At 56.8% G+C, this 22431-nt stretch carries 16 protein-coding genes and 3 tRNA genes; 9 read left to right on the plus strand and 10 right to left on the minus strand.

The window, feature by feature from the left end; all coding sequences use genetic code 11:
• Nucleotides 1-256 precede the first annotated feature (256 nt).
• The 3 genes from ACMGGH_RS00930 to xni all read left to right on the plus strand — a co-directional run bounded on the left by ACMGGH_RS00930 (nt 257) and on the right by xni (nt 3853).
• Entirely contained in the window at nt 257-1552 is a 1296-nt protein-coding gene (locus tag ACMGGH_RS00930) for an HAAAP family serine/threonine permease (protein WP_028014268.1), read from the plus strand.
• Between the two features lie 65 nt (nt 1553-1617).
• Complete coding sequence (gene sdaB, locus ACMGGH_RS00935) at nt 1618-2985, plus strand: L-serine ammonia-lyase II (RefSeq protein ID WP_028014269.1); 1368 nt, start codon at nt 1618-1620, stop codon at nt 2983-2985.
• A 112-nt stretch (nt 2986-3097) separates the two neighbouring features.
• Complete coding sequence (gene xni / locus ACMGGH_RS00940; protein WP_028014270.1) at nt 3098-3853, plus strand: flap endonuclease Xni; 756 nt, start codon at nt 3098-3100, stop codon at nt 3851-3853.
• 62 nt (nt 3854-3915) lie between these two features.
• Here xni and rlmM read toward each other — a convergent pair whose 3' ends face one another.
• From rlmM to ACMGGH_RS00960, 4 genes are all read right to left on the minus strand, one after another.
• Entirely contained in the window at nt 3916-5016 is a 1101-nt protein-coding gene (gene rlmM / locus ACMGGH_RS00945; RefSeq protein WP_028014271.1) for a 23S rRNA (cytidine(2498)-2'-O)-methyltransferase RlmM, read from the minus strand.
• Entirely contained in the window at nt 5009-5404 is a 396-nt protein-coding gene (locus tag ACMGGH_RS00950) for a DUF423 domain-containing protein (RefSeq protein WP_193050590.1), read from the minus strand. The genes rlmM and ACMGGH_RS00950 overlap by 8 nt, the downstream gene beginning before the upstream one ends.
• 39 nt (nt 5405-5443) lie before the next feature.
• Nucleotides 5444-6361: a glycine cleavage system transcriptional regulator GcvA gene (gcvA, locus tag ACMGGH_RS00955; protein WP_014885066.1), complete on the minus strand. Its 918-nt coding sequence runs from the start codon at nt 6359-6361 to the stop codon at nt 5444-5446.
• Nucleotides 6362-6710: 349 nt separating this feature from the next.
• Entirely contained in the window at nt 6711-6938 is a 228-nt protein-coding gene (locus ACMGGH_RS00960) for a YgdI/YgdR family lipoprotein (RefSeq protein ID WP_008499648.1), read from the minus strand.
• A 192-nt stretch (nt 6939-7130) separates the two neighbouring features.
• On the opposite strand from ACMGGH_RS00960, the gene csdA reads away from it, so the two are divergent.
• Together csdA and csdE are read left to right on the plus strand one after the other, a co-directional pair.
• Nucleotides 7131-8336, plus strand: a complete 1206-nt coding sequence (gene csdA / locus ACMGGH_RS00965) for a cysteine desulfurase CsdA (protein WP_045629957.1) — start codon at nt 7131-7133, stop codon at nt 8334-8336.
• Nucleotides 8336-8782: a cysteine desulfurase sulfur acceptor subunit CsdE gene (gene csdE, locus ACMGGH_RS00970; protein ID WP_047364461.1), complete on the plus strand. Its 447-nt coding sequence runs from the start codon at nt 8336-8338 to the stop codon at nt 8780-8782. The genes csdA and csdE overlap by 1 nt, the downstream gene beginning before the upstream one ends.
• Here the strand turns inward: csdE and tcdA are convergent.
• Both tcdA and mltA read right to left on the minus strand, forming a co-directional pair.
• Nucleotides 8773-9579 (minus strand): tRNA cyclic N6-threonylcarbamoyladenosine(37) synthase TcdA, encoded by an 807-nt coding sequence (tcdA, locus tag ACMGGH_RS00975; RefSeq protein ID WP_006811804.1) that lies wholly within the window; start codon nt 9577-9579, stop codon nt 8773-8775. The two genes, csdE and tcdA, sit on opposite strands and share 10 nt — an antisense overlap.
• A gap of 75 nt (nt 9580-9654) precedes the next feature.
• On the minus strand, nt 9655-10752 hold the full coding sequence (gene mltA, locus ACMGGH_RS00980; RefSeq protein ID WP_232948844.1) for a murein transglycosylase A: 1098 nt from the start codon (nt 10750-10752) through the stop codon (nt 9655-9657).
• Between the two features lie 209 nt (nt 10753-10961).
• Between mltA and ACMGGH_RS00985 the strand changes: the two genes are divergently transcribed.
• The 3 genes from ACMGGH_RS00985 to ACMGGH_RS00995 all read left to right on the plus strand — a co-directional run bounded on the left by ACMGGH_RS00985 (nt 10962) and on the right by ACMGGH_RS00995 (nt 11259).
• Nucleotides 10962-11038, plus strand: a tRNA-Met gene (locus ACMGGH_RS00985).
• Between the two features lie 34 nt (nt 11039-11072).
• Nucleotides 11073-11149 (plus strand) — tRNA-Met (locus ACMGGH_RS00990).
• A 33-nt stretch (nt 11150-11182) separates the two neighbouring features.
• Nucleotides 11183-11259 (plus strand) — tRNA-Met (locus ACMGGH_RS00995).
• A gap of 88 nt (nt 11260-11347) precedes the next feature.
• On the opposite strand, the gene amiC is transcribed toward ACMGGH_RS00995, so the two are convergent.
• Nucleotides 11348-12601: an N-acetylmuramoyl-L-alanine amidase AmiC gene (gene amiC / locus ACMGGH_RS01000; RefSeq protein WP_014885071.1), complete on the minus strand. Its 1254-nt coding sequence runs from the start codon at nt 12599-12601 to the stop codon at nt 11348-11350.
• 226 nt (nt 12602-12827) lie between these two features.
• On the opposite strand from amiC, the gene argA reads away from it, so the two are divergent.
• Nucleotides 12828-14159, plus strand: coding sequence for an amino-acid N-acetyltransferase (gene argA, locus ACMGGH_RS01005; protein ID WP_014885072.1), 1332 nt, complete (start codon nt 12828-12830; stop codon nt 14157-14159).
• Nucleotides 14160-14180: 21 nt separating this feature from the next.
• On the opposite strand, the gene recD is transcribed toward argA, so the two are convergent.
• Genes recD through ptrA form a run of 3 tightly spaced genes read right to left on the minus strand, consistent with a single transcriptional unit; the run spans nt 14181 to nt 22419 of the window.
• Nucleotides 14181-16001 (minus strand): exodeoxyribonuclease V subunit alpha, encoded by a 1821-nt coding sequence (gene recD / locus ACMGGH_RS01010; RefSeq protein WP_194386638.1) that lies wholly within the window; start codon nt 15999-16001, stop codon nt 14181-14183.
• Entirely contained in the window at nt 15998-19540 is a 3543-nt protein-coding gene (recB, locus tag ACMGGH_RS01015) for an exodeoxyribonuclease V subunit beta (RefSeq protein WP_420299055.1), read from the minus strand. The genes recD and recB overlap by 4 nt, the downstream gene beginning before the upstream one ends.
• Nucleotides 19537-22419: a pitrilysin gene (gene ptrA / locus ACMGGH_RS01020; RefSeq protein WP_232948842.1), complete on the minus strand. Its 2883-nt coding sequence runs from the start codon at nt 22417-22419 to the stop codon at nt 19537-19539. The genes recB and ptrA overlap by 4 nt, the downstream gene beginning before the upstream one ends.
• Nucleotides 22420-22431 lie beyond the last annotated feature (12 nt).

Below are 22431 nucleotides of genomic sequence, written 5' to 3' on the forward strand. Positions count from 1 at the left end.
TTCGCGCCCGTAAATTCTATTTGATGTTTTTTTAACAGATAAATGGTCTAAAGATGCCCACATCATAAGTGGATTATTGCATTTGGGATCGCGATCACTGATAGATTCATAACGAGAATGTATCTTTCCGCCCGCCAATAGTTACGGGCGAAAATTATTAAAAAACCGTCACTGAACGAATTTCATATTACCGTCAGGCACTTTTTCATCGGATTTGACTAAAAACCTGACAATTTGCTTCCTCCAGGAGATACAGATGGAAACCACTCAAACCAGCACCGTTGCTTCGATTGAATCCCGAAGTGGTTGGCGCAAAACGGATACCATGTGGATGCTGGGCCTTTACGGCACGGCAATCGGCGCTGGTGTACTGTTCCTTCCTATCAACGCAGGCGTCGGCGGTCTGATTCCGCTGATCATCATGGCCATCATCGCCTTCCCGATGACCTACTTCGCACACCGCGGTCTGACCCGCTTCGTGCTGTCCGGTAAAAACCCGGGCGAAGACATCACCGAAGTGGTTGAAGAACATTTCGGCGTTGGCGCAGGTAAACTGATTACCCTGCTCTACTTCTTCGCGATTTACCCAATCCTGCTCGTCTACAGCGTGGCGATCACCAACACCGTTGAAAGCTTCATGACGCACCAGCTGCACATGACGCCGCCACCGCGTGCCATTCTGTCTCTGATCCTGATCGTCGGCATGATGACCATCGTGCGCTTCGGCGAGCAGATGATTGTTAAGGCCATGAGCGTGCTGGTCTTCCCGTTTGTGGCTGCGCTGATGCTGCTGGCCTGCTACCTGATCCCACAGTGGAACGGTGCAGCGCTGGAAACCCTGTCCCTGAGCAGCGCGTCTGCGACCGGTAACGGCCTGCTGATGACCCTGTGGCTGGCGATCCCGGTAATGGTCTTCTCCTTCAACCACTCCCCAATCATCTCCTCTTTCGCCGTGGCGAAACGCGAAGAGTACGGTAATGGTGCAGAGAAGAAGTGCTCCAGCATCCTGGCCCGCGCTCACGTGATGATGGTGCTGACCGTGATGTTCTTCGTCTTCAGCTGCGTACTGAGCCTCTCCCCGGCGGATCTGGCGGCAGCGAAAGAACAGAACATCTCTATTCTGTCTTACCTGGCGAACCACTTTAACGCACCGCTGATTGCGTGGATGGCACCGATCATCGCGATGATCGCCATCACCAAATCCTTCCTGGGCCACTATCTGGGCGCGCGTGAAGGCTTCAACGGTATGGTGATTAAATCTCTGCGCGGTAAAGGCAAGAGCATTGAAATCAACAAGCTGAACAAAATCACTGCACTGTTCATGCTGCTCACCACCTGGGCGGTAGCGACCCTGAACCCAAGCATCCTGGGCATGATTGAAACCCTGGGTGGCCCGGTTATCGCGATGATTCTGTTCCTGATGCCGATGTACGCAATTCAGAAAGTGCCTGCCATGCGCAAGTACAGCGGCCAGGTCAGCAACGTGTTTGTGGTTATCATGGGCCTTATCGCTATCTCTGCGATCTTCTACTCCCTGTACACCATGTTCTGATGAACGCCCGCGCCGCCTTCGGGCGGCGCACTCCTCCCCCTCTGACTGAAAGCAATGGACGCATCATGATTAGCGTATTCGATATTTTCAAAATCGGTATTGGTCCTTCCAGCTCTCACACCGTCGGACCAATGAAAGCCGGTAAGCAGTTCACGGATGACTTGATTGCACGCGGCATTCTGCACGACATCACCCGCGTGGTTGTCGATGTGTACGGCTCGCTTTCCCTGACCGGGAAAGGCCACCATACCGATATCGCCATTATCATGGGCCTGGCGGGAAATCTGCCGGATACCGTTGATATTGACGCGATCCCTGGCTTCATCCAGGACGTGAACACCCACGGTCGTTTGCTGCTGGCAAACGGTGAGCATGAGGTTGAATTCCCGGTTGACCACTGCATGAATTTCCATGCGGACAACCTGTCGCTGCACGAAAACGGCATGCGCATTACCGCGCTGGCCGGCGACAAAGCGGTTTACAGCCAGACGTATTACTCCATCGGCGGCGGCTTTATCGTCGACGAAGATCACTTTGGTCAAACCACCACCTCTTCTGTTGAGGTGCCGTATCCGTACAAAACCGCGGCAGATCTCCAGCGCCACTGTCAGGAGACGGGGCTTTCCCTCTCTGGCCTGATGATGAAAAACGAGCTGGCCCTTCACAGCAAAGAGGAGCTGGAACAGCACTTCGCTAGCGTCTGGGAAGTGATGCGCGGCGGCATTGAGCGCGGGATCACCACCGAAGGCGTTCTGCCGGGCAAGCTTCGCGTACCGCGTCGTGCGGCGGCGCTGCGTCGTATGCTGGTGAGCACCGACAAAACGACAACGGACCCGATGGCCGTCGTCGACTGGATCAACATGTTCGCCCTGGCGGTGAACGAAGAGAACGCCGCAGGGGGCCGCGTCGTCACGGCGCCAACCAATGGTGCCTGCGGTATCGTTCCGGCCGTGCTGGCGTACTACGATAAGTTTATCCGTGAAGTGAACGCTAACTCCCTGGCGCGCTACCTGCTGGTCGCCAGCGCGATTGGTTCTCTGTACAAGATGAACGCCTCCATTTCCGGTGCGGAAGTAGGCTGTCAGGGCGAAGTCGGCGTGGCATGCTCCATGGCGGCGGCGGGCCTGGCGGAACTGTTGGGCGCAAGCCCGGCGCAGGTCTGCATCGCTGCGGAAATCGGCATGGAACATAACCTGGGGCTAACCTGCGATCCGGTTGCCGGACAGGTACAGGTGCCGTGCATCGAGCGTAACGCCATCGCCTCCGTCAAGGCGGTAAACGCGGCGCGTATGGCGCTGCGCCGCACCAGTGAGCCGCGCGTCTGTCTCGATAAAGTTATCGAAACCATGTACGAAACCGGTAAAGATATGAACGCCAAATACCGCGAAACCTCTCGCGGCGGCCTGGCGATGAAGATCGTAACCTGCGATTAAGCCTCTCAGGAAGCCTCGTTTTGCGAGGCTTCTTCCTGTTTTCCATCACGCTATTCGTTTCATCCTGCCGACAGTGATACCCTTTACCCATTAGATTTAATGGAGAATATCTGTGGCTGTTCATTTGCTTATCGTCGACGCGCTCAATCTGATTCGCCGAATCCATGCGGTACAAGGCACGCCCTGCAAGGACACCTGCCTGCACGCGCTGGAGCAGCTTATTCGCCACAGCGAGCCGACGCACGTCGTGGCCGTGTTTGATGACGAAGCGCGCAACAGCGGCTGGCGACATCAGCGCCTGCCCGACTACAAGGCTGGACGCGCGCCGATGCCGGACGATCTCCATGCCGAAATGCCCGCTCTGCGTGCCGCCTTTGAGCAGCGTGGCGTCCCCTGCTGGGGTGCACAGGGCAATGAAGCCGACGATCTCGCGGCCACCCTGGCCGTAAAAGTGGCAAGTGCCGGGCATCAGGCCACTATCGTTTCAACTGACAAAGGCTACTGCCAGCTGCTCTCCCCAACTATCCGCATTCGCGACTATTTTCAAAAACGCTGGCTGGACGCGCCGTTTATTGCCAGCGAGTTCGGCGTCTTGCCTGAGCAACTGCCGGATTATTGGGGTCTGGCAGGCATCAGCAGCTCTAAGGTTCCGGGTGTCGCCGGTATTGGACCAAAGAGCGCCGCCCAGTTGCTGACCGATTTTCAGAGTCTGGAAGGGATTTACGCCCGTCTGGATGAGGTGCCAGAAAAGTGGCGCAAGAAGCTGGAGGCGCATAAAGAGATGGCGTTTATCTGCCGCGAGGTGGCGACGCTACAGACGGATTTACAGCTGGACGGGAATTTACAGCAGTTGCGGTTAGAACGTTAAAACGTCAACATGGTTTTGTAGGCCCGGTAAGCGCAGCGCCACCGGGCAAAACAAAGCACGCACTATCGCTCGTCGCGACGTCCGCCTACAGCCGCCCACCAGCGACGGATGTGTACCGTCACCTCTTCGCGGTCGTGGTACAACTGACGCGCCTGGATCTCCACGTTAATACCGTGCTCATCCAGCTGTGCCTGAATATAGGCCAGGTTCTGGGATACCTCCTCGTAGCGCTTTTTCATCGGCAGCTTGAGGTTGAAAATGGTCTCACGGCACCAGCCGTTCACCAGCCAGGAGGCCATCAGCGCGGCCACTTTTGCCGGCTTCTCAACCATGTCGCACACCATCCACGAGATGTTGTTGCGGGTTGGGCGATAGCGGAAACCGTCTTCTCGCAGCCAGGTGACCTGTCCTGTGTCCATCAGGCTTTGCGCCATTGGGCCGTTATCCACAGACGACACCCACATGTTGCGTTTCACCAGCTGATAGGTCCAGCCGCCCGGGCACGCGCCAAGGTCGACGGCATACATGCCGTTAGCCAGACGCTCGTCCCACTCATCTGCCGGGATAAAGACGTGAAACGCCTCTTCCAGCTTCAGGGTTGAACGGCTCGGCGCATCTGCCGGGAACTTCAGGCGCGGGATGCCCATAAAGAATGGCGAATTGTTATTGGTGTACGAATAGCCCGCATAGCAGCAGCCCGGTGCGATAAAGAAGATATGCACCACCGGACGCTTCGGCGTTTCGTAGTTTGTCAGTATGCCCGCGTCACGCAGCGCTGCGCGCAGCGGCACGGTGAACTTACGGCAAAACTTCATCAGCTCTTTGCTTTCGTTGGTATCGGCAACCTCAACGCGCAGGTCGCCGCCCTTCTCCACCACGCCCTGCAGCATGCCCACAATCGGCGTGATGCGATCTTCCGGCGGAAGATCTTTCAGCAACTCACCCGCGACGAACATCTGGCGGGCGAAGATCAGCGAGCTGAACGGCAGCTCGCGCGCCAGCTTGTCGGCGTCTTCAGGCTGATAACATTCGAATACCACATAGCCCGCATTTTCTTTTACGCGAGCAAAGCCGAAGACTTCGCGCTTCGCCGCTTTATCGGTAATTTCCGCGGCGCACTCTTTCTCAAACCCCGGGCGACAATATAAAACAACCTTATTCATGAACAACGCCCTTGCGTTTCAGACGGATAGCTCCGATAAACATTAATACCCAACCCGCCAGGAAGCTCACGCCGCCGACAGGTGTAACAAACGCCCACAGGCGCAAATGCGAGAGGGCCAGACAGTAAAGGCTGCCGCTAAACAGCACGGTACCCAGCGCCATAAATACGCTACTCCAGTAAAACCAGATGCTTATCCGGCGCTGCATCGCTACCGCCAGCCCAAAAATAGCCAGCGTATGAAACGCCTGGTATTCAAGGCCGGTCTGGATCCAGCCCATCTCGACGGTGCCCAAAGACTTGCTCAATACGTGCGCGCCAAAGGCGCCCAGTGCAACAAAAATAAAGCCACTCACCGCGGCAAAAATCAGCATGAATCGGCTGGTCATGTTTAAGTCCTGAATTAATGCGTGCCCGGCACACAAACGTTATTGTTCATACCTGAAGCGGAATTTTTCTTGCTCGCTTGCCGCTTTCGCCAGTATCCACTGCCGGAAGGCGGCTATTTTACCCAGTTCTGCCTGACTGTCATGACAAACCAGATAAAATGCATTCTTGCTGACCAGTACATCATTAAAAGGGCAAACCAGACGGCCTGCCTCAATTTCGGACTGCGCCATCACGTTGTTCGCCAACGCCACGCCCTGTCCGTGAATGGCAGCCTGTAGCACCATCGCACTATGGCTAAAAATGGGGCCCTGCTGCACGTTTATATGACTAAGACCTAATTGACGGGTATAAGTTTGCCAGTCGCGGCGAGAGGCATCATGTAAAAGCGTATGCTGCGCCAGGTCAGCGGGTGTTTTCAGCGCCTTGTCGCCTGTTAAAAGCAGAGGCGAACAGACCGGCAGCAGATATTCTGCGTATAATTTCTCGACACGCAAGCCCGGCCAGTTGCCGCGACCATAAAAAATGGCGACATCCACATCATCGGCCAGCTTGTCTTCCTGACGATCCACCGCCTGGATTCGAACGTCGATCCCCGGATAAGCTGAGTTAAAGCTTGAGAGTCTGGGCACCAGCCACTGAATGGCAAAACTGGGCAATAAACTAACAGTCAGGGCACCTTTTGCACTGCGGGCCTGCAGCTTACGCGTGGCTTCCGTGAGCTGGGAAAAAATCTCTTTAATATCCTGAAAATAGCTCTGCCCCTCTTCGGTCAGCAGCAAGGAACGATTGCGTCGGCGGAACAGCTTAAGGCCCAGGAAATCCTCCAGGGACTTGATTTGGTGACTTACTGCGGCCTGTGTCACAAAAAGCTCATCTGCCGCACGGGTGAAGCTCAGGTGACGTGCTGCTGCATCAAAAACGCGTAATGCATTAAGGGGTGGCAATCGCTTTGACATGGTTATCTGGCTTAGATGTTAACGGAATTTAACAAACAGGAAACAACGTTTAACCTATTAGTTTTTTTTATCTGAGCCATTATAATTTGTCCGTTGAGGAACTACCAGCAAATACCTATAGTGGCGGCACTTCCTGAGCCGGAACGAAGAGCTTTTTTCGGAATGCGTGTTCTGAAGGGCTTTTGGCTTACGGTTGTGATGTTGTGTTGTTGTGTTTGCAATTGGTCTGCGATTCAGACCACGGTAGCAACGCTACCAATTTTTCACTTCCTGTACATTTACCCTGTCTGTCCATAGTGATTAATGTAGCACCGCCAATTTGCGGTGCTTTTTTTTCGCCTGCGATCGGTTAATGCTCGATCTCTTTCATCTCTTTCACGTCCGTGCGGTTGATCTGCTGCTTGTTCCCGTTAGCATCTTTGTACGAAATCATCCCGGTATCGTTATCGGTAGTCGGTTTCCCTTCCGAAACGATAGAACGACCATCGTTTGTGTGCATCACGTAGTTGTTACCAGAACAGGCGCTCAGGGCAAAAGTAAACGCACAGGCAGAAATGATTGCAGCTGTCTTATTCATGATTATTCTCCTTTAGCAATTAATGCTATTCAAACCTCGATTTATAACAGGCTAAAACATCCGCCTAACACTATTTAGCATAACCTGCTTTTTCGAGGTCGCCAGGATAAGCAGACAAATCTGATAGATATCAACCTCCTTGCCCTGCCGCTGAAATTGCGCGACGATCTCTCTATCGACACGAGGAATTCCATGAACGCTTTCAGTCCTGCGCAGTTTCGCGCACAGTTTCCGGCGCTGGCCGATGCCGGTATTTATCTTGATAGCGCCGCCACGGCCCTGAAGCCCCAGGCGGTGATCGAGGCCACGCAGCAGTTCTACAGCCTGAGCGCCGGCAACGTACATCGCAGCCAGTTTGCCGAAGCGCAGCGCCTGACCGCGCGCTATGAAGCCGCACGCGATCAGGTTGCACGCCTGATCAATGCCGAAAGCGGGAAAAATATCGTCTGGACGCGCGGCACGACCGAAGCCATCAATATGGTGGCCCAGAGCTATGCCCGCCCGCTGCTGCAGCCAGGGGACGAGATCATTGTCAGCGAAGCAGAGCACCACGCTAACCTGGTGCCGTGGCTGATGGTGGCTGAGCAAACGGGCGCGCGCGTTATTAAGCTCCCGTTGAGTGCAGACTTTCTGCCCGACGTGGCCCGTCTCCCTGAGCTGATTACCCCCCGCAGCCGCATTCTGGCGCTGGGGCAGATGTCCAACGTCACCGGCGGCTGTCCGGATCTGGCTCGCGCCATTGAGATTGCCCATGCCAGCGGCGTGGTGGTGATGGTCGACGGTGCTCAGGGCGTGGTTCATTTCCCCGCTGATGTGCAGGCGCTGGATATCGACTTCTATGCCTTCTCCGGGCACAAACTCTACGGGCCAACCGGGATTGGCGCGCTGTACGGTAAGCCAGAACTGCTGGCAAAAATGACGCCGTGGCTCGGCGGCGGCAAAATGATTACCGAAGTGACCTTCGACGGTTTTAAAACGCAGGAGGTGCCTTACCGTCTGGAAGCGGGCACGCCGAACGTGGCCGGGGTCATCGGCCTCAGCGCCGCACTTGAATGGCTGGCGGAAACGGACGCGGTTCAGGCGGAAAGCTGGAGCCGAGGGCTGGCGACGCTGGCAGAGGAAGAACTGAAAAAACGCCCGGGTTTCCGCTCGTTCCGCGTTCAGGATTCCAGCCTGCTCGCCTTTGATTTTGCTGGCGTGCATCATAGCGATATGGTGACGCTGCTGGCCGGGTACGGCATTGCCCTGCGCGCCGGACAGCACTGCGCCCAGCCGCTGCTGGCGGCGCTCGGCGTAAGCGGTACGCTGCGCGCCTCGTTTGCGCCGTATAATACCCAAAGCGATGTCGACGCGCTGGTTAGCGCCGTTGACCGCGCCCTTGAAATACTGGTGGATTAATGACTAGCGCTGCTTTAGCCGGACATCCGTTTGGCACGGTCATCACTGAAGAGACCTTAAAACAGACCTTCGCCCCGCTCCAGCAGTGGGAAGATAAATATCGTCAGCTGATCCTGCTGGGTAAACAGCTGCCAGCTCTTTCCGACGATCTTAAAGCGCAGGCGAAAGAGATTGCGGGCTGTGAAAACCGCGTCTGGCTGGGCGTGAGCGTCTCCGGCGAGAAGCTGCATTTCTTCGGCGACAGCGAAGGGCGCATCGTCCGGGGCCTGCTGGCGGTCCTGTTAACCGCCATTGAGGGGAAAAGCGCGGCGGAATTGTTAACGCACTCGCCGCTGGCGCTGTTCGACGAGCTGGGGCTGCGCGCGCAGCTTAGCGCCTCGCGCGGTCAGGGCCTGATCGCGCTCAGCGACGCGGTGCTGGACGCCGCACGTCAGGCTCAGGCCTGACGTTCCGCCTTCGCCATCATCTTCTTCAGGGCGTGAGAGACCGCCACAAAGCCAAAAGAGGCGGTTACCATGGTGGCCGCCCCAAAGCCTGACGCGCAGTCCATGCGTTTTGGCCCTTCCGCCGTGCTTTTCATCGCACAAACTGAACCATCCGCCTGCGGGTAGACCAGCGCTTCGGTGGAGAACACGCAGTCGACGCCCAGCTTGCCCTTGCTGTTCTTCACCACATTGAAGTCGCTCTTCAGGCGTTCACGCAGCTTGGCAGCCAGCGGATCCTGAATGGTTTTCGCCAGATCGGCAACCTGGATCTGCGTAGGATCGATTTGCCCGCCCGCGCCGCCGGTCGTGACCAGCGGCACCTTGTAACGACGGCAGTATGCGATCAGCGCCGCTTTAGGCCGCACGCTGTCGATGGCGTCAATCACATAGCTGTAGCCTTTGCTCATGTACTCCGCGACGTTATCTGCCGTCACAAAGTCGTCGATCACCGTCACCCGACACTCCGGATTGATGAGGCGAATGCGCTCCGCCATCACCTCGGACTTCGCCAGACCGACGTTATCACGCAGGGCGTGGATCTGACGGTTAGTGTTGGTCACACAAACGTCATCCATATCAATCAGCGTGATTGCGCCAATCCCGGTTCTCGCCAGCGCTTCCGCCGCCCAGGAGCCGACACCACCAATGCCCACGACGCAGACGTGCGCATCCGCAAACAGCTGCAGGGCTTTTTCACCATAGAGACGTGCCGTGCCGCCAAAACGCTGGCGCCAGGCATCGCTGATTACCACAGACATAAAACCTCAGATGTAAAAAGGGTGAGGTTTTCCTCACCCTGAACAGTAATCCGTATTGCGCTCAGAATACCACAATCAGCCGCTGAATACGTTTCCGGTGCCCGGAGCGGCCTTAAGCACCCATACGCGTCCGTAGTGGTTATACCAGCCTGCACGGTGACCAGCATCCGGGCCAATGCCCTGATAGATATCAAAGTGCTGTCCCTTAATCGCTCCGCCCACATCCAGGGCTACCATCAGACGCAGCTCATATTTGCCGTTGAACTTGCCGTTGTTGTCGAGCAGAGGGACTTCCGCCAGCAGCGTGGTACCCGCAGGAATGATAGAACGATCCGATGCCACCGACGCGCGGCCAATCAGCGGCACGGCGCTGGCCCCTTTCACCGGCGCGAAGTTTTGCGGCTTGAAGAAGACGAACGATGGGTTCTGCTCCAGCAGCTCGCGCACCTCGGCTTCACTGTGCTTTTCGCCCCACTCGCGGATCGCCTGCATCGACATATCTTCTTTTTTCACTTCGCCGCGGTCAATCAGCACCTTACCGATGCTGCGGTAGGCATGGCCGTTTTTCCCGGCATAGCTGAAAAAGTTAAGCGGTGAACCGTCGCCAAAATCAATGTAGCCGCTGCCCTGCACGTCCATGATGAAATTATCCATCAGGGAGTTGCTGTAGGCCAGGACGTAGTTTTCGCTCAGCGCACCGGCGTAGATTTCGGCGCGGGACGGCAGACGGCCGCGTTTTGGCGGCATACGGTAGATAGGGTACTGGAACTCGCCCTGGCGCGTGTGTCGCGCCTGAACCACGGGCGTGTAATAGCCGGTGAACTGGACGTTGCCGTAGTTATCCGCCCCTTCCATTTGCCAGGCATCAATACCAAACTGGCGCATGTTGCGCGTATCGCCGCCCGCCTTCAGCCAGTCCTGTACCGCGTTATAAACATTGTTCTGTGAGCTATACAGACGCGGCGACGCATTGCGGATCTGGTAGACCTGCTCGGAGAAATCACCGGCGTTGATCGGCGCGCCAACGGCGTCAGGCTGATTAACTAAAGAGAAAGGCTGGGATAACTTCCCGTCTTTATACTGCTGACCGCGATCGGTCGGTTTGGAAGAACAGGCCGCAAGAATCGCTACCATTGCGCCCGCCATCAGATACTTCGCCCAACGTCCTTTCATTATATCTCGTCTTTAAGTTGCCCATTTCCGCGTGATGAAGATAACAAACCGACAAAGCGAATGAAATGCGATCGCATGCCCTTTGGCAAATTCAGAGCAAAAAATAGTCTAAATGTCGCAATGCCGTTCACTTTACATACAAAGTTAATGATTTATGTGAAAAAGGGGTTGCATCACAAACCTATCCGAGTATAGTGCGCTTCCACGGACGCGGGGTGGAGCAGCCTGGTAGCTCGTCGGGCTCATAACCCGAAGGTCGTCGGTTCAAATCCGGCCCCCGCAACCAATTAAAATTTGATGAAGTATAAGCAGTACGGTGACGCGGGGTGGAGCAGCCTGGTAGCTCGTCGGGCTCATAACCCGAAGGTCGTCGGTTCAAATCCGGCCCCCGCAACCAATCAAATTTTAGAAAAGATAAGAAGTACGGTGCCGCGGGGTGGAGCAGCCTGGTAGCTCGTCGGGCTCATAACCCGAAGGTCGTCGGTTCAAATCCGGCCCCCGCAACCAACACTTCTAAAAACAATAAACACCCTTAAGGGTGTTTTTTTGTATCTGCCGTTTGTGAATTTGCCGGGCATTTCACCCGGCTAAAAACCTACCCGCGCCGCGCCAGCGTCGCCCCGTCAGAGAAATACGCCCGTATCCCCGCCAGAATCGACTCCGCCACCTCCTGCTGGAACTTTGCCGTCTTGAGCTTACGCTCTTCTTCAACGTTACTGATAAACGCGGTTTCTACCAGAATGGACGGGATATCCGGTGCCTTCAGCACCGCAAACCCGGCCTGCTCAACGCTGTTTTTGTGCAGCTTATTGATGTTCCCCAGCTTGCCCAGCACCGCTTTACCAAACTTCAGGCTGTCGTTAATAGTCAGGGACTGCACCATGTCGAACATGGTGTGGTCGACGTAGCGGTCGCCACTTTTGCTCACGCCACCGATCAGGTCCGAGGCGTTCTGGGTGTCCGCAAGGTATCGCGCCGCGGTACTGGTCGCGCCCTTGGTTGAGAGCGCAAACACCGACGAGCCGCTCGGCTGGCGGCTGGTAAAGGCATCCGCATGAATCGAGACGAACAGATCGGCACGCTGCTTCTGCGCTTTCGCCACCCTCACCTTCAGCGGAATAAAGACATCCTCATTGCGCGTCATGTAGGCGCGCATATTGCCCTCTTTATCAATTAACGCCTTCAGACGACGGGCAATTTGCAGCACCACGTCTTTTTCACGCGTATGATATTTCCCCACCGCACCGGAGTCTTCGCCGCCGTGGCCGGGATCGAGCATGATCACAATCGGACGATCGCGCCCTGCTTTCCCCGGCTGCGGGCCGCTTTGCGCAGGCGGCACCTGACGCTGAAGATCGCCTTTGTTGTAATCCTCCAGCAGGGCGAGAAGCGGATCCTGAATATCCGTCGCATTCGCCGGGTAAAGATCCATCACCAGACGCTCTTTAAACGTCGCGACGGGCGCCAGGGCGAACAGCTGCGGCTTAACGTTCTGCTTAAGCTCAAACACCATGCGCACGGTTTGCGGATCAAACTGACCGACGCGCGCCGATTTAATAAACGGATCGTCACCGCGGATCTGCGCCGCCATGCCTTTCAGCACGGAGTTGAGGTTCACCCCTTCGAGATCCACCACCACGCGTTCAGGGTTGCTGAGGGCAAATTGCTTATATTTCAGCACGCGATTGGATTCAACCGTCACGCGCGTATAGGTCGACGACGGCCAGACGCGCACCGCCACCACCTGACTCGTGGCGGCAAGACCGACCTGGCTGACGCTAAGCAACCACATTGCCCCGGCCCCTTTTAACAAACGGCGGCGGCTTATTGCTGAATTGGATCCCGACATGCTTCTCCCGAGCAAGAAAACAAACTGATATACAAAAGTGCAGATTGACCGAAAACTTTAACGAATGACGCATAAACTGTCATCTATAAAAGGGTAAACAATCATACGTTAACGCACGGATTACTTATTAATTTCTGTAGGTCGCAGAAAATTTGCACTTGCACACGCGCCCACAATCGAATAAAAATACATAAATTACGAATAAACATTCATTAAGGGTTGTGCCATGGTGAAGGAACGTAGAACCGAACTGGTCCAGGGATTCCGCCATTCTGTTCCCTATATCAACGCCCACCGGGGAAAAACGTTTGTCATCATGCTGGGCGGCGAAGCCATTGAGCATGAAAATTTTTCCAGCATCGTCAATGACATTGGCCTGCTGCACAGCCTCGGGATCCGCCTGGTGGTGGTCTATGGCGCGCGCCCGCAGATCGACGCCAACCTTGCCGCTCACCACCACGAGCCGATTTACCACAAACATACCCGCGTCACGGATGCCAAAACCCTGGAGCTGGTGAAGCAGGCGGCGGGTCTGCTGCAGCTGGATATCACCGCTCGCCTGTCGATGAGCCTGAACAACACGCCGCTACAGGGCGCGCATATCAACGTCGTGAGCGGCAACTTTATCATTGCCCAGCCGCTCGGCGTGGACGATGGCGTGGATTACTGCCACAGCGGCCGCATTCGTCGTATTGATGAAGAGGCCATTCACCGTCAGCTCGACAGCGGTGCCATTGTGCTGATGGGGCCGGTGGCGGTTTCCGTAACCGGTGAAAGCTTTAACCTGACGTCCGAAGAGATTGCCACCCAGCTGGCGATCAAGCTGAAGGCGGAAAAAATGATTGGGTTTTGCTCCTCCCAGGGCGTCGTAAACGATGAAGGGGTGATTGTGCCGGAACTCTTCCCGAATGAAGCGCAGGCCCGCGTTGAAGCGCTGGAAGCCGAAGGGGATTACCACTCCGGCACCGTCCGCTTCCTGCGTGGCGCCGTGAAGGCCTGCCGCAGCGGCGTGCGCCGTAGTCACCTGATCAGCTATCAGGAAGACGGAGCTCTGCTGCAGGAGCTGTTCTCCCGCGACGGTATTGGCACCCAGATTGTGATGGAAAGTGCGGAGCAGATTCGCCGCGCGACCATCAACGATATCGGCGGCATTCTGGAGCTGATCCGTCCGCTGGAACAGCAGGGTATTCTGGTTCGTCGCTCCCGCGAGCAGCTGGAGATGGAGATCGACAAATTCACCATTATCCAGCGCGATAACCTGACCATTGCCTGCGCCGCCCTCTATCCGTTCCCGGAAGAGAAAATCGGAGAAATGGCCTGCGTGGCGGTGCACCCGGATTACCGCAGCTCTTCACGCGGCGAAATGCTGCTTGAGCGCGTGGCGGCACAGGCGCGTCAGATGGGGCTGAGCAAGCTGTTCGTCCTGACGACGCGCAGCATTCACTGGTTCCAGGAGCGCGGGTTCACGCCGGTGGATATTGATTCTCTGCCGGAAACGAAGAAAGAGATGTACAACTATCAGCGCCGTTCGAAAGTGCTGATGGCCGACCTGGGGTAATCCTTTCATTGCCGGGGTCGTTCAGAGGGAGTCAAATATCGCGCTCAGCCCGCTTCGGCGTTCCGTGCGGGTGGCAATCGCCTGTACCAGCACCCGTTCATCGGTATACAGCGACAGGCGCTGACGCGCGCGCGTAATAGCGGTATAGATCAGCTCGCGAGTAACGACAGGGGAAAGCTGTGTGGGCAGGATAAGTGCCGCATGGTTAAACTCAGAACCCTGGGATTTATGCACCGTCATCGCCCAGGCAGTTTCATGCTCGGGCAAACGGCTCGGCTGGAAGGACTTCACGCTACCGTCCGGCATCTGGAACCAGACGCGGAGCCCCTGCCCGCGATCGAGCGCAATCCCGATATCCCCGTTAAACAACCCCAGCGCGCTGTCGTTGCGGGAGATCATCACCGGCCGGCCTTCATACCAGCGCGAGTGCGGAGTACGGTTGATTTTACGCTTTTGCGCCAGCAGCTGTTCCAGCCTGTCGTTCAGGCCGCTGACGCCAAAGGGCCCTTCCCTCAACGCGCAGAGCAGCTGGTATTCGCCAAACGCGGCAATGACCTGCTCCGGCGTGCTTTGCTGCTGTACGCCCGTCAGAAAATGTTGGTACCCCAGCAGGGCGTCATCCAGCATCGCCTGATACTCTTCCCCGGTTTGCAGCGATTTTTTCTCAATATCGGTAAAGGTACCGTCAAATACCGCACAGGTAGCGTGCCGGTCGCCCCGGTTCACCGCCGCCGCAAGCTGACCAATGCCGGAGTCGCTGCCAAAACGGTAGCTTTTTTGCAGCAGACACAGGCTGTCGCGCAGCGCCCCCGCAAGTAAATGGTTTTCAGCCGCGAGCGAACATCCGGTCAGGCGCGCCAGCTCCTCAGCGCGTTCAGCGGTATACCCCAGGCTGGCATAGGTGCAGATATCGCCCAGCACGGCCCCGGCCTCAACGGAGGCAAGCTGATCGCGGTCGCCGAGGAAAATGACGCGCGCGTGCGGCGGCAACGCATCAATCAAACGCGACATCATCGTCAGGTCAATCATCGATGCTTCATCCACCACCAGCACGTCCAGATGCAGTGGGTTACCGGCATGGTAGCGCAGACGCTGGCTACCCGGCTGCGCGCCGAGCAAGCGGTGCAGCGTGCTGGCTTCGTTAGGGAAAAGCGCAAGCCGCTCCCCGGTAAGCGGCAGTTTTTGCAGTGCGCCGCCTAACGACTCCGTCAGACGTGCAGCCGCTTTACCGGTGGGTGCCGCCAGGCGGATACGACACTTTTGCTCACCCGATAACTGAATCAGCGCGGCAAGCAGCTTAGCCACGGTGGTCGTTTTACCGGTGCCCGGCCCGCCCGAAATCACCGATATTCGCCGCGTTAACGCCACTGCTGCCGCCACTTTCTGCCAGTCTGTCTCGTCGTCAGAGGTAAACAGCGTATCCAGCGTTTGCCGGAGCAGTGCTTCATCGCACGGGAGCGGAGCATTGGTCTCGCTGAAAAAGCGCGCCACCGTCAGTTCGTTACGCCACAGCCGGTTCAGATACAAACGTTCACCCGTCAAAATCATTGGCGTACCGGTATCGGCGCTGCTGACGGCGGGCGAGCGGAGTAATATTTCTTGCCAGTCCACTGCCTCACCCAGAAGCGCGAAACACGCCTGTAAAGCCGGCGGCATTTTCTCATCCACCACCAGACGTGAAAGCGGCAGACAGACATGCCCTTCTCCCGCATCTTTACTCAGCATCGCCGCGGCAAGCATGACGGCAGGCTCTTCGCCCGCCACCATCATGGCAAATTGTACGTCCAGGTGGCGAAGTGCACGTTGTTCAATTGCGTCCAGCAGTAGCGCCTGCATCGTCATGCTACTTCCTCCGTGCTTGCAGCAAACAGGTTATCCATCTTTTCAATCAACTCCGCAGCCGGACGGGTGCTGAAGATACCCGAACGCGGGTCGTTAGCATCCACGCCGCGCAGAAACAGGTAAATGACGCCGCCAAAATGATCTTCATAGCGATAATCGGCCATGCGATGGCGCAGGTAACGGTGCAGCGCCAGGGTGTAAAGCTGATACTGCAGATCGTAGCGATGCATTTGCATCGCTGAGGCCATCGCCTGCTGGGTATAAGCTTCGCTGTTTGCTCCCAGCCAGTTCGATTTGTAATCCAGCAGGTAGTAGCGCCCTTCATGGCGGAAAACCAGGTCGATAAAGCCTTTCAGCATCCCCTGCACCTGGCGAAAATTCAGCGGCGGACACCCGGCGGATAACGGATCGTACTCGCGGATCAGCGCATCAAGCGCCTCGGCCCTGAGCGGGCTGGCGATGGGGAGGTAAAACTCCATCTCCACCTGCTTATCTTTGGCGGTCAGCTGGCTCAGCGAGATCCCCTGCGCCGTGAGCGGCGCGTGCAGAACAGCGCGGATCCATTCAGTGAGAACCGGCTGCCACTGTGCGTCGTAGCCGCCGCTCTGTAACATCTTCAGCACCCACTCTTCTGATACCGGCTGGGTAAAATCCAGCTCTTCAAACAGGCTGTGCAAAAACGTGCCCGGCGAGGCGCCGCGCGGAAACTGATGCGGCGTGAGCGCCGGCTCGACGGGCACGCTCCCGGCCCCAGCGGCATCCACGTCCAGTTTTGGCATCAGATCCTGCGCAATACTCTGTCCGTGCTGCTGTAAACCGGAGTAACTGGTAACGCGCCAGTCGTCAGCGATTGTGCGAGCCACCTCGCGGGCATGCAGCGCTGACTCTCCCTGCTCCGGCGTCTGCCAGCGGCTGCTGTCGGGCTGGGAGGGAATATGCAAGGCAACATGCTCTGAGCAAAGTGATTCGATGCACTGGCGCAGCCCTGCGGCATCTTTAGGCTCGCCGCGCTGAATAAGCCGCCCCAGCGCGCTCAGATGAAAATCACTCTCGCCGCTCTTTTCGCCACGGCGACGGAACAGCGGCGCGACGCCCAGGGAACAGTGCCAGACCGAACGGGTCAGCGCCACGTATAGCAGGCGCAGGTCTTCCGCGAGACGCTCGGCTTCGGCCAGCTCGACGCTGGACTCCGCGTTGCTGAGGTCGAGTACCGCTTCGAACGACTCGCGATCGTGGTAAAAAGCCTGGTCCTGCACGCGATAATTGGCGATAAACGGCAGCCAGACCAGCGGATACTCCAGGCCTTTCGACTTGTGAATGGTGACGATCTGCACCAGATGTTTATCGCTCTCGAGGCGCATCTGTTGGCTGGAAGAATTGCTGTTAGGGTCGGCAATCTGCTGGGCCAGCCAGCGCACCAGAGCATGCTCGCTCTCCAGCTGCGTACCCGCTTCCTGGAGCAGCTCGCTGATGTGCAAAATATCGGTCAGACGGCGCTCGCCGCCCGCTGTCGCCAGCATGTTTTCCGCAATGTGACGATGTGCCATGAGCTCGCGCACCATCGCCATCACGCCGCGCTTCTGCCATTTTTCACGGTAGCGCACAAACTCTTCTACCACGGCATCCCACGCGGATTCGTCAGTATTAAGCGCATCAATGTCACGCGCGTTCAGCCCGAGCATCGCGCTCGCTAAGGCGCTGCGGAGCGTGCTTTCACGCTCCGGGGCCAGCACAGCCTGCAGCAGCCATAGCATCTCGAGGGCTTCCAGCGTTTCAAAAACGCTGTCGCGGTTGGAGAGGTAGACGGACGGTATATTCAATAGCGTCAGGGCATCGCGGATAAGCGCGGCCTCCTGACGGCTGCGCACCAGCACCGTGATATCGGATGCCTTTACCGGGGCTGGTTTATCCTCCTTCCACAGCAGCGCATCGCCGCACGCGCCTGCGCTGAGCCAGTCCCTAATTTGCGCCGCACAGTGCTGGGCCATAGCATTTTGATAGTCCGCGACGCCCCAGCCTTCCCCATCAAGCAGCCAGAAGTTCATGGCTGGCTGAGTTTCGCCATTAACCTCGAAGCGCAACGCGGTATTTTTAGGGGCGAACTTGACCGGCTGGAAAGGGATCTCCCGGAACATAAACGCCGTATCCATGCGGCTGAAGAGCGCATTGACGCTTTCCACCATGCCGGGAGAAGAGCGCCAGTTGGTGTCGAGCGTGTAGTGCGCGTCAACCTCGCTGCGGGCTTTCATGTAGGTAAAAATATCCGCACCGCGGAAGGCGTAAATAGCCTGCTTAGGATCGCCGATTAACAACAGCGCGGTGCCGGGCTGCTGGCGCCAGATACGGCGGAAAATGCGGTACTGCTGTGGGTCGGTGTCCTGAAATTCGTCAATCATCGCGACCGGAAAGCGGGTGCGAATCGCGGCGGCAAGCGCTTCGCCATTCTCACTGCACAGCGCCGCATCAAGTCGGCTCAGCATATCGTCGAACCCCAGCTCGCCCCGGCGACGCTTTTCACGCGCGACGGCGTCGCGGATCTCCGTCATGGCGCGGACGATCATCAGATCGTTGAGCGTCAGGGGCTCCGCCAGCAGGGTTTCAATCGCCAGAAACAGGGGATGTTCAGGCACGATACCGTCGGCTTTGGTCCGCTCAACCAGGAAACGCCGGGAGAATTTCTCCAGCGCATCCGGGAGCTGGTAACCGCGCGTCTCTTCCTGCGCCCACGCGCTGATTTTCTCGATCCATTTGCCCTGGTTGCCGCGATTGAACTTACGTCGATCGATCCCGGAATTCTCGATGATCGCGTCAATCTCACCGACTGACTCAATCCATTTTTGTTTGATGTCGGCAATTTTAGCGATGATTTTTTCATGGCGTGAGGCCAGGGTTTCATCCGCCGGGGGCGGAGATTTGATGACCGGCGCTTCCCCCTGAAGATAACGATCGATGGCGCGCAGCAGTGCTTCGGGCCCCTTCCACAACGCATGTACCGCTTCCGCAATATCCCGCTGTAACGGATAGCAGTGGCGACGCCAGAAATCCGCGCAGGCCTGATAGCGAAGCACGGATTCATCTTCAATAAGCTGCTGCTCAAACAGCATGCCGGATTCAAACGCATTCAGGCTCAGCATGCGCTGGCAAAAACCGTGAATGGTGAAGACGGACGCTTCGTCCATCTGCCTTTCTGCGAGGAGCAGCCACTGGGCTGCCTGTTGCTTATCGGCAATCTCTTTCAGAAGGCTCGCGTAAAGAGGGTTATCCGTGCTCTGGCGCAGACAGGCGATGCGCAGTTCGTGGATATTGGTCCGAATACGGCCGCGCAGCTCAGCGGTGGCGGCCTCGGTAAAGGTAACGACCAGCAGCTCTTCAACGCTCAAAGGACGAGGAAAAGCGGCATTACCGCCAAGGCCTAACAGCAGGCGCAGATAGAGCGCGGCGATGGTGAAGGTTTTTCCCGTTCCCGCTGAGGCTTCAATCAATCGTTCACCCTGCAGAGGTAAACGTAAGGGATCAAGGGACTCAGCGGTATCGGTCATTCTTTCTTACTCCAGGGCATAGATTGCTGCAACGCGCTGACGCTCTTCCAGACTTTCCAGCCTTTCGGGTTCACGTAGTCCGTTTTCCCGTTCTGGCTACCGGAAACCTGAGACAGGATAGTGATGCCCTGCGGCTTAATCACGGCCTGATGGAAGAAATCGGCAGCCTTCTGCGGCGTCAGCTGTTTTATCTCGGCCACTACTTTATCACGCGAATCAAATTTCAGATTACCGCGATCGAAATCTTTGCTCAGCTGCGACGCCTCTTCGCCCAGCGTCTGCGGCGGCTGCATCACCTGCGCGATGACGGCCTGCTGGATCTGAGCAAACTCTTCCGGCTTCATGGCCCGCAGTTTTGCTTCCACCTGCGGGAAGAACGCCTGATAGCGGTGCCAGAGATAGGCCGGCTGTTTGTCGCTGCTTTGCAGCAGGAAGCCCAGCCCCCATTGACGCCCCACGTTCATTGAGAAAGCAAATACCGCATAGCCAAGCTGCTCTTCTGTGCGCAGCTGGTTATAGAACCACGGCTGAATAATCTGACCCAGAACGGCGCTCTGCGCAGAGCTTGCGAATTCATCATAGCCCGTTGGCACAAACACCGCGGCCAGCGCGGAATCGGTGCTGCTGCCCGCTTTTTCAAAGATCACATTCTGTTTTTTCTCAACCAGCACGTCCTGGTTACGGCACCACTCGTCCCCTTTCGAACCGAGCTGCGTGCGAACATTTTCTGCCAGCGTTTTGGCCTGATCTTCGCTCATGTTGCCGACGATAAGAAACTCCGGGCGCGTGTTGGTTTTTAGCGAGTCACGGTAAGCCAGCACCTCTTTTAATGAGATTGATGGCAGCAAGGCACGGCGTTCTTCACGCTGGAAATAAGGTATTTGCGACAGCATTTGTGCCGGCATAAGCGCCTGATCGTAAGCTTTGCCCTTTTCTGCAGAATCCATCATCTGCGCATACCAGGATTTAGCCTGCTCAAGCTGCTCTTCCGTTGGCGTGTAGCTGAAGTACCCCTCGAGCAGTGCCTTGAAAAGCTGAGGCAGACGCTGAGTATAGCCATTTGCATTAAGCATCAAACCGTTGTTGGCGTTGGTGGAGAAACTGATCCCGCCCACGGCCGCCTGGTTGCTGAGCTGATCGAGCGCGATACCGGCCAGATAGTCATTGAGCGCGAACATCACCTGATTTTTGGCGCTGTTCATCGCTTTCGGGTTACGCAGGACCACGCTGACATCGGCCTTTGGCTCGCTCGCAAAATAACGGCTTGGGGTATACACCACGCGCAGCGTCGGTTCATCAATAATGAGCTCCGGGTGCGGATAATCCTTAGTCGTTTTGATCAGCGAGAAATCATCCGGGATATAGGGATTCAGCTCCGGCAGCTTCAACGCAATCTCACCGGCCTTCTTCTGCCAGTCGGCGAAGGTCTGGTCGCTGATTTTGTCGACCTGATAAGGGGCATCAACAAAGTATGCCGTCTTGTTATGCGGTTCGTTCGGGCTGATGTACCAGATGCGGGCATTTTGCGGCGTCATCATCGCCAGGCGCGCTTTAACCGCCTCGGCATCATAACGATCGGCAATATTGACCGCGTCGAGCGTGTGCGCCACCGGCACGCGGATCATGGTATCCGCCAGCCACTCCACGTAATCCATATCGCGGGTAATGGACGGGTAACGGAAATCGAGATCCAGCACGTGCGCCAGTTCATCAAAATAGCGCTTATCGACGCCTTTCTCGCGCAGTAAAGAGAGGTAGCTAAAGATAGCCGCCACCACTTCATCACGGTTGGCCTGACCTTTGTCGGTCAGGGTGGCGGAGATCGCCAGCACGCCGCTGTTGCCGTTTACCACGGGATCGGAATCGGCGCGGATCCCTTCCACCAGCCCCTGTTTTTGCAGCCAGTCAGATAAGGTTCCCGGGCTGCGGTTACCAATCAGGTAGGTCACCAGCTCGTCGGTTTTACTGCGAAACTGGGCTGTGTTGTTATCAATGCGGAACTCAACGCGCAGCACTTTGCGCGGCATGGCAGGAACGTAGTGGATGACGATCCCTTTTTGCGCGTCCGTGACAACCGGTACGTCTATCTTCGGCAGGTCAATATTTTTATTCGGCACCCGGCCAAACGTTTGTGCCGCCAGTCCGGCAAGCTCCGGCAACGGTTTGTTGCTGTAAATAACCGCCTTCATCAGGTTGGCGGAGTAGTATTTGTCACGAAACGCATGCAGGGCGTCAATGACCGGGCTTCCCGGTTTATCGCTCAGCGTCTCCAGGTTACCGCCCGAGAAACGTGAGCCCGGATGCGCCGGGTTGATGGTCTCGGCGCTGACCTGCGCCATACGCATACCGTCCCGAGTACGGGCCATGGTCAGCTCCGCATTGACGGCATTGCGCTCGCGGTCGGCGTATTTTTTATCCAGCAGCGGCGCGGCGATAGCATCGGCAAGACGATCAACCGCCCCTTCCAGCGCGTCATTTTCGACTTCGAGATAAAAGGCCGTGCGGTACGGTGCCGTGCTGGCGTTGTGGCTGCCGCCGTGCATTTTCAGGAATTCTGAAAGGCTATCCGGCTGCGGATATTTTTTAGAGCCCATCAGCGTCATGTGTTCGAGGTAATGCGCCAGCCCCGGATGCGCCTCAGGATCTTCCAGCGATCCAACCGGCACCACTAACGCCGAGAGGGATTTCACCGCCTGCGGATCGGAAACCAGCAGCACGGTCATACCGTTATCAAGGCGGATAGCCTGATACTGACGGGTATCTTTTTCGCTCTTACGGATAGTTTCCTGAACGGGTTGCCAACCGGAGTCTGCGTGAGTGACGGGTGCCCAGAGGGCGAAAAACAAAACAAACGCTTTAAACAAGGTGCTGCCTGGCATTACGACCTCTTT

Source organism: Enterobacter sp. BNK-16 (assembly GCF_048684955.1).
In the GTDB taxonomy this organism is placed as follows: Bacteria; Pseudomonadota; Gammaproteobacteria; order Enterobacterales; family Enterobacteriaceae; genus Enterobacter; species Enterobacter bugandensis.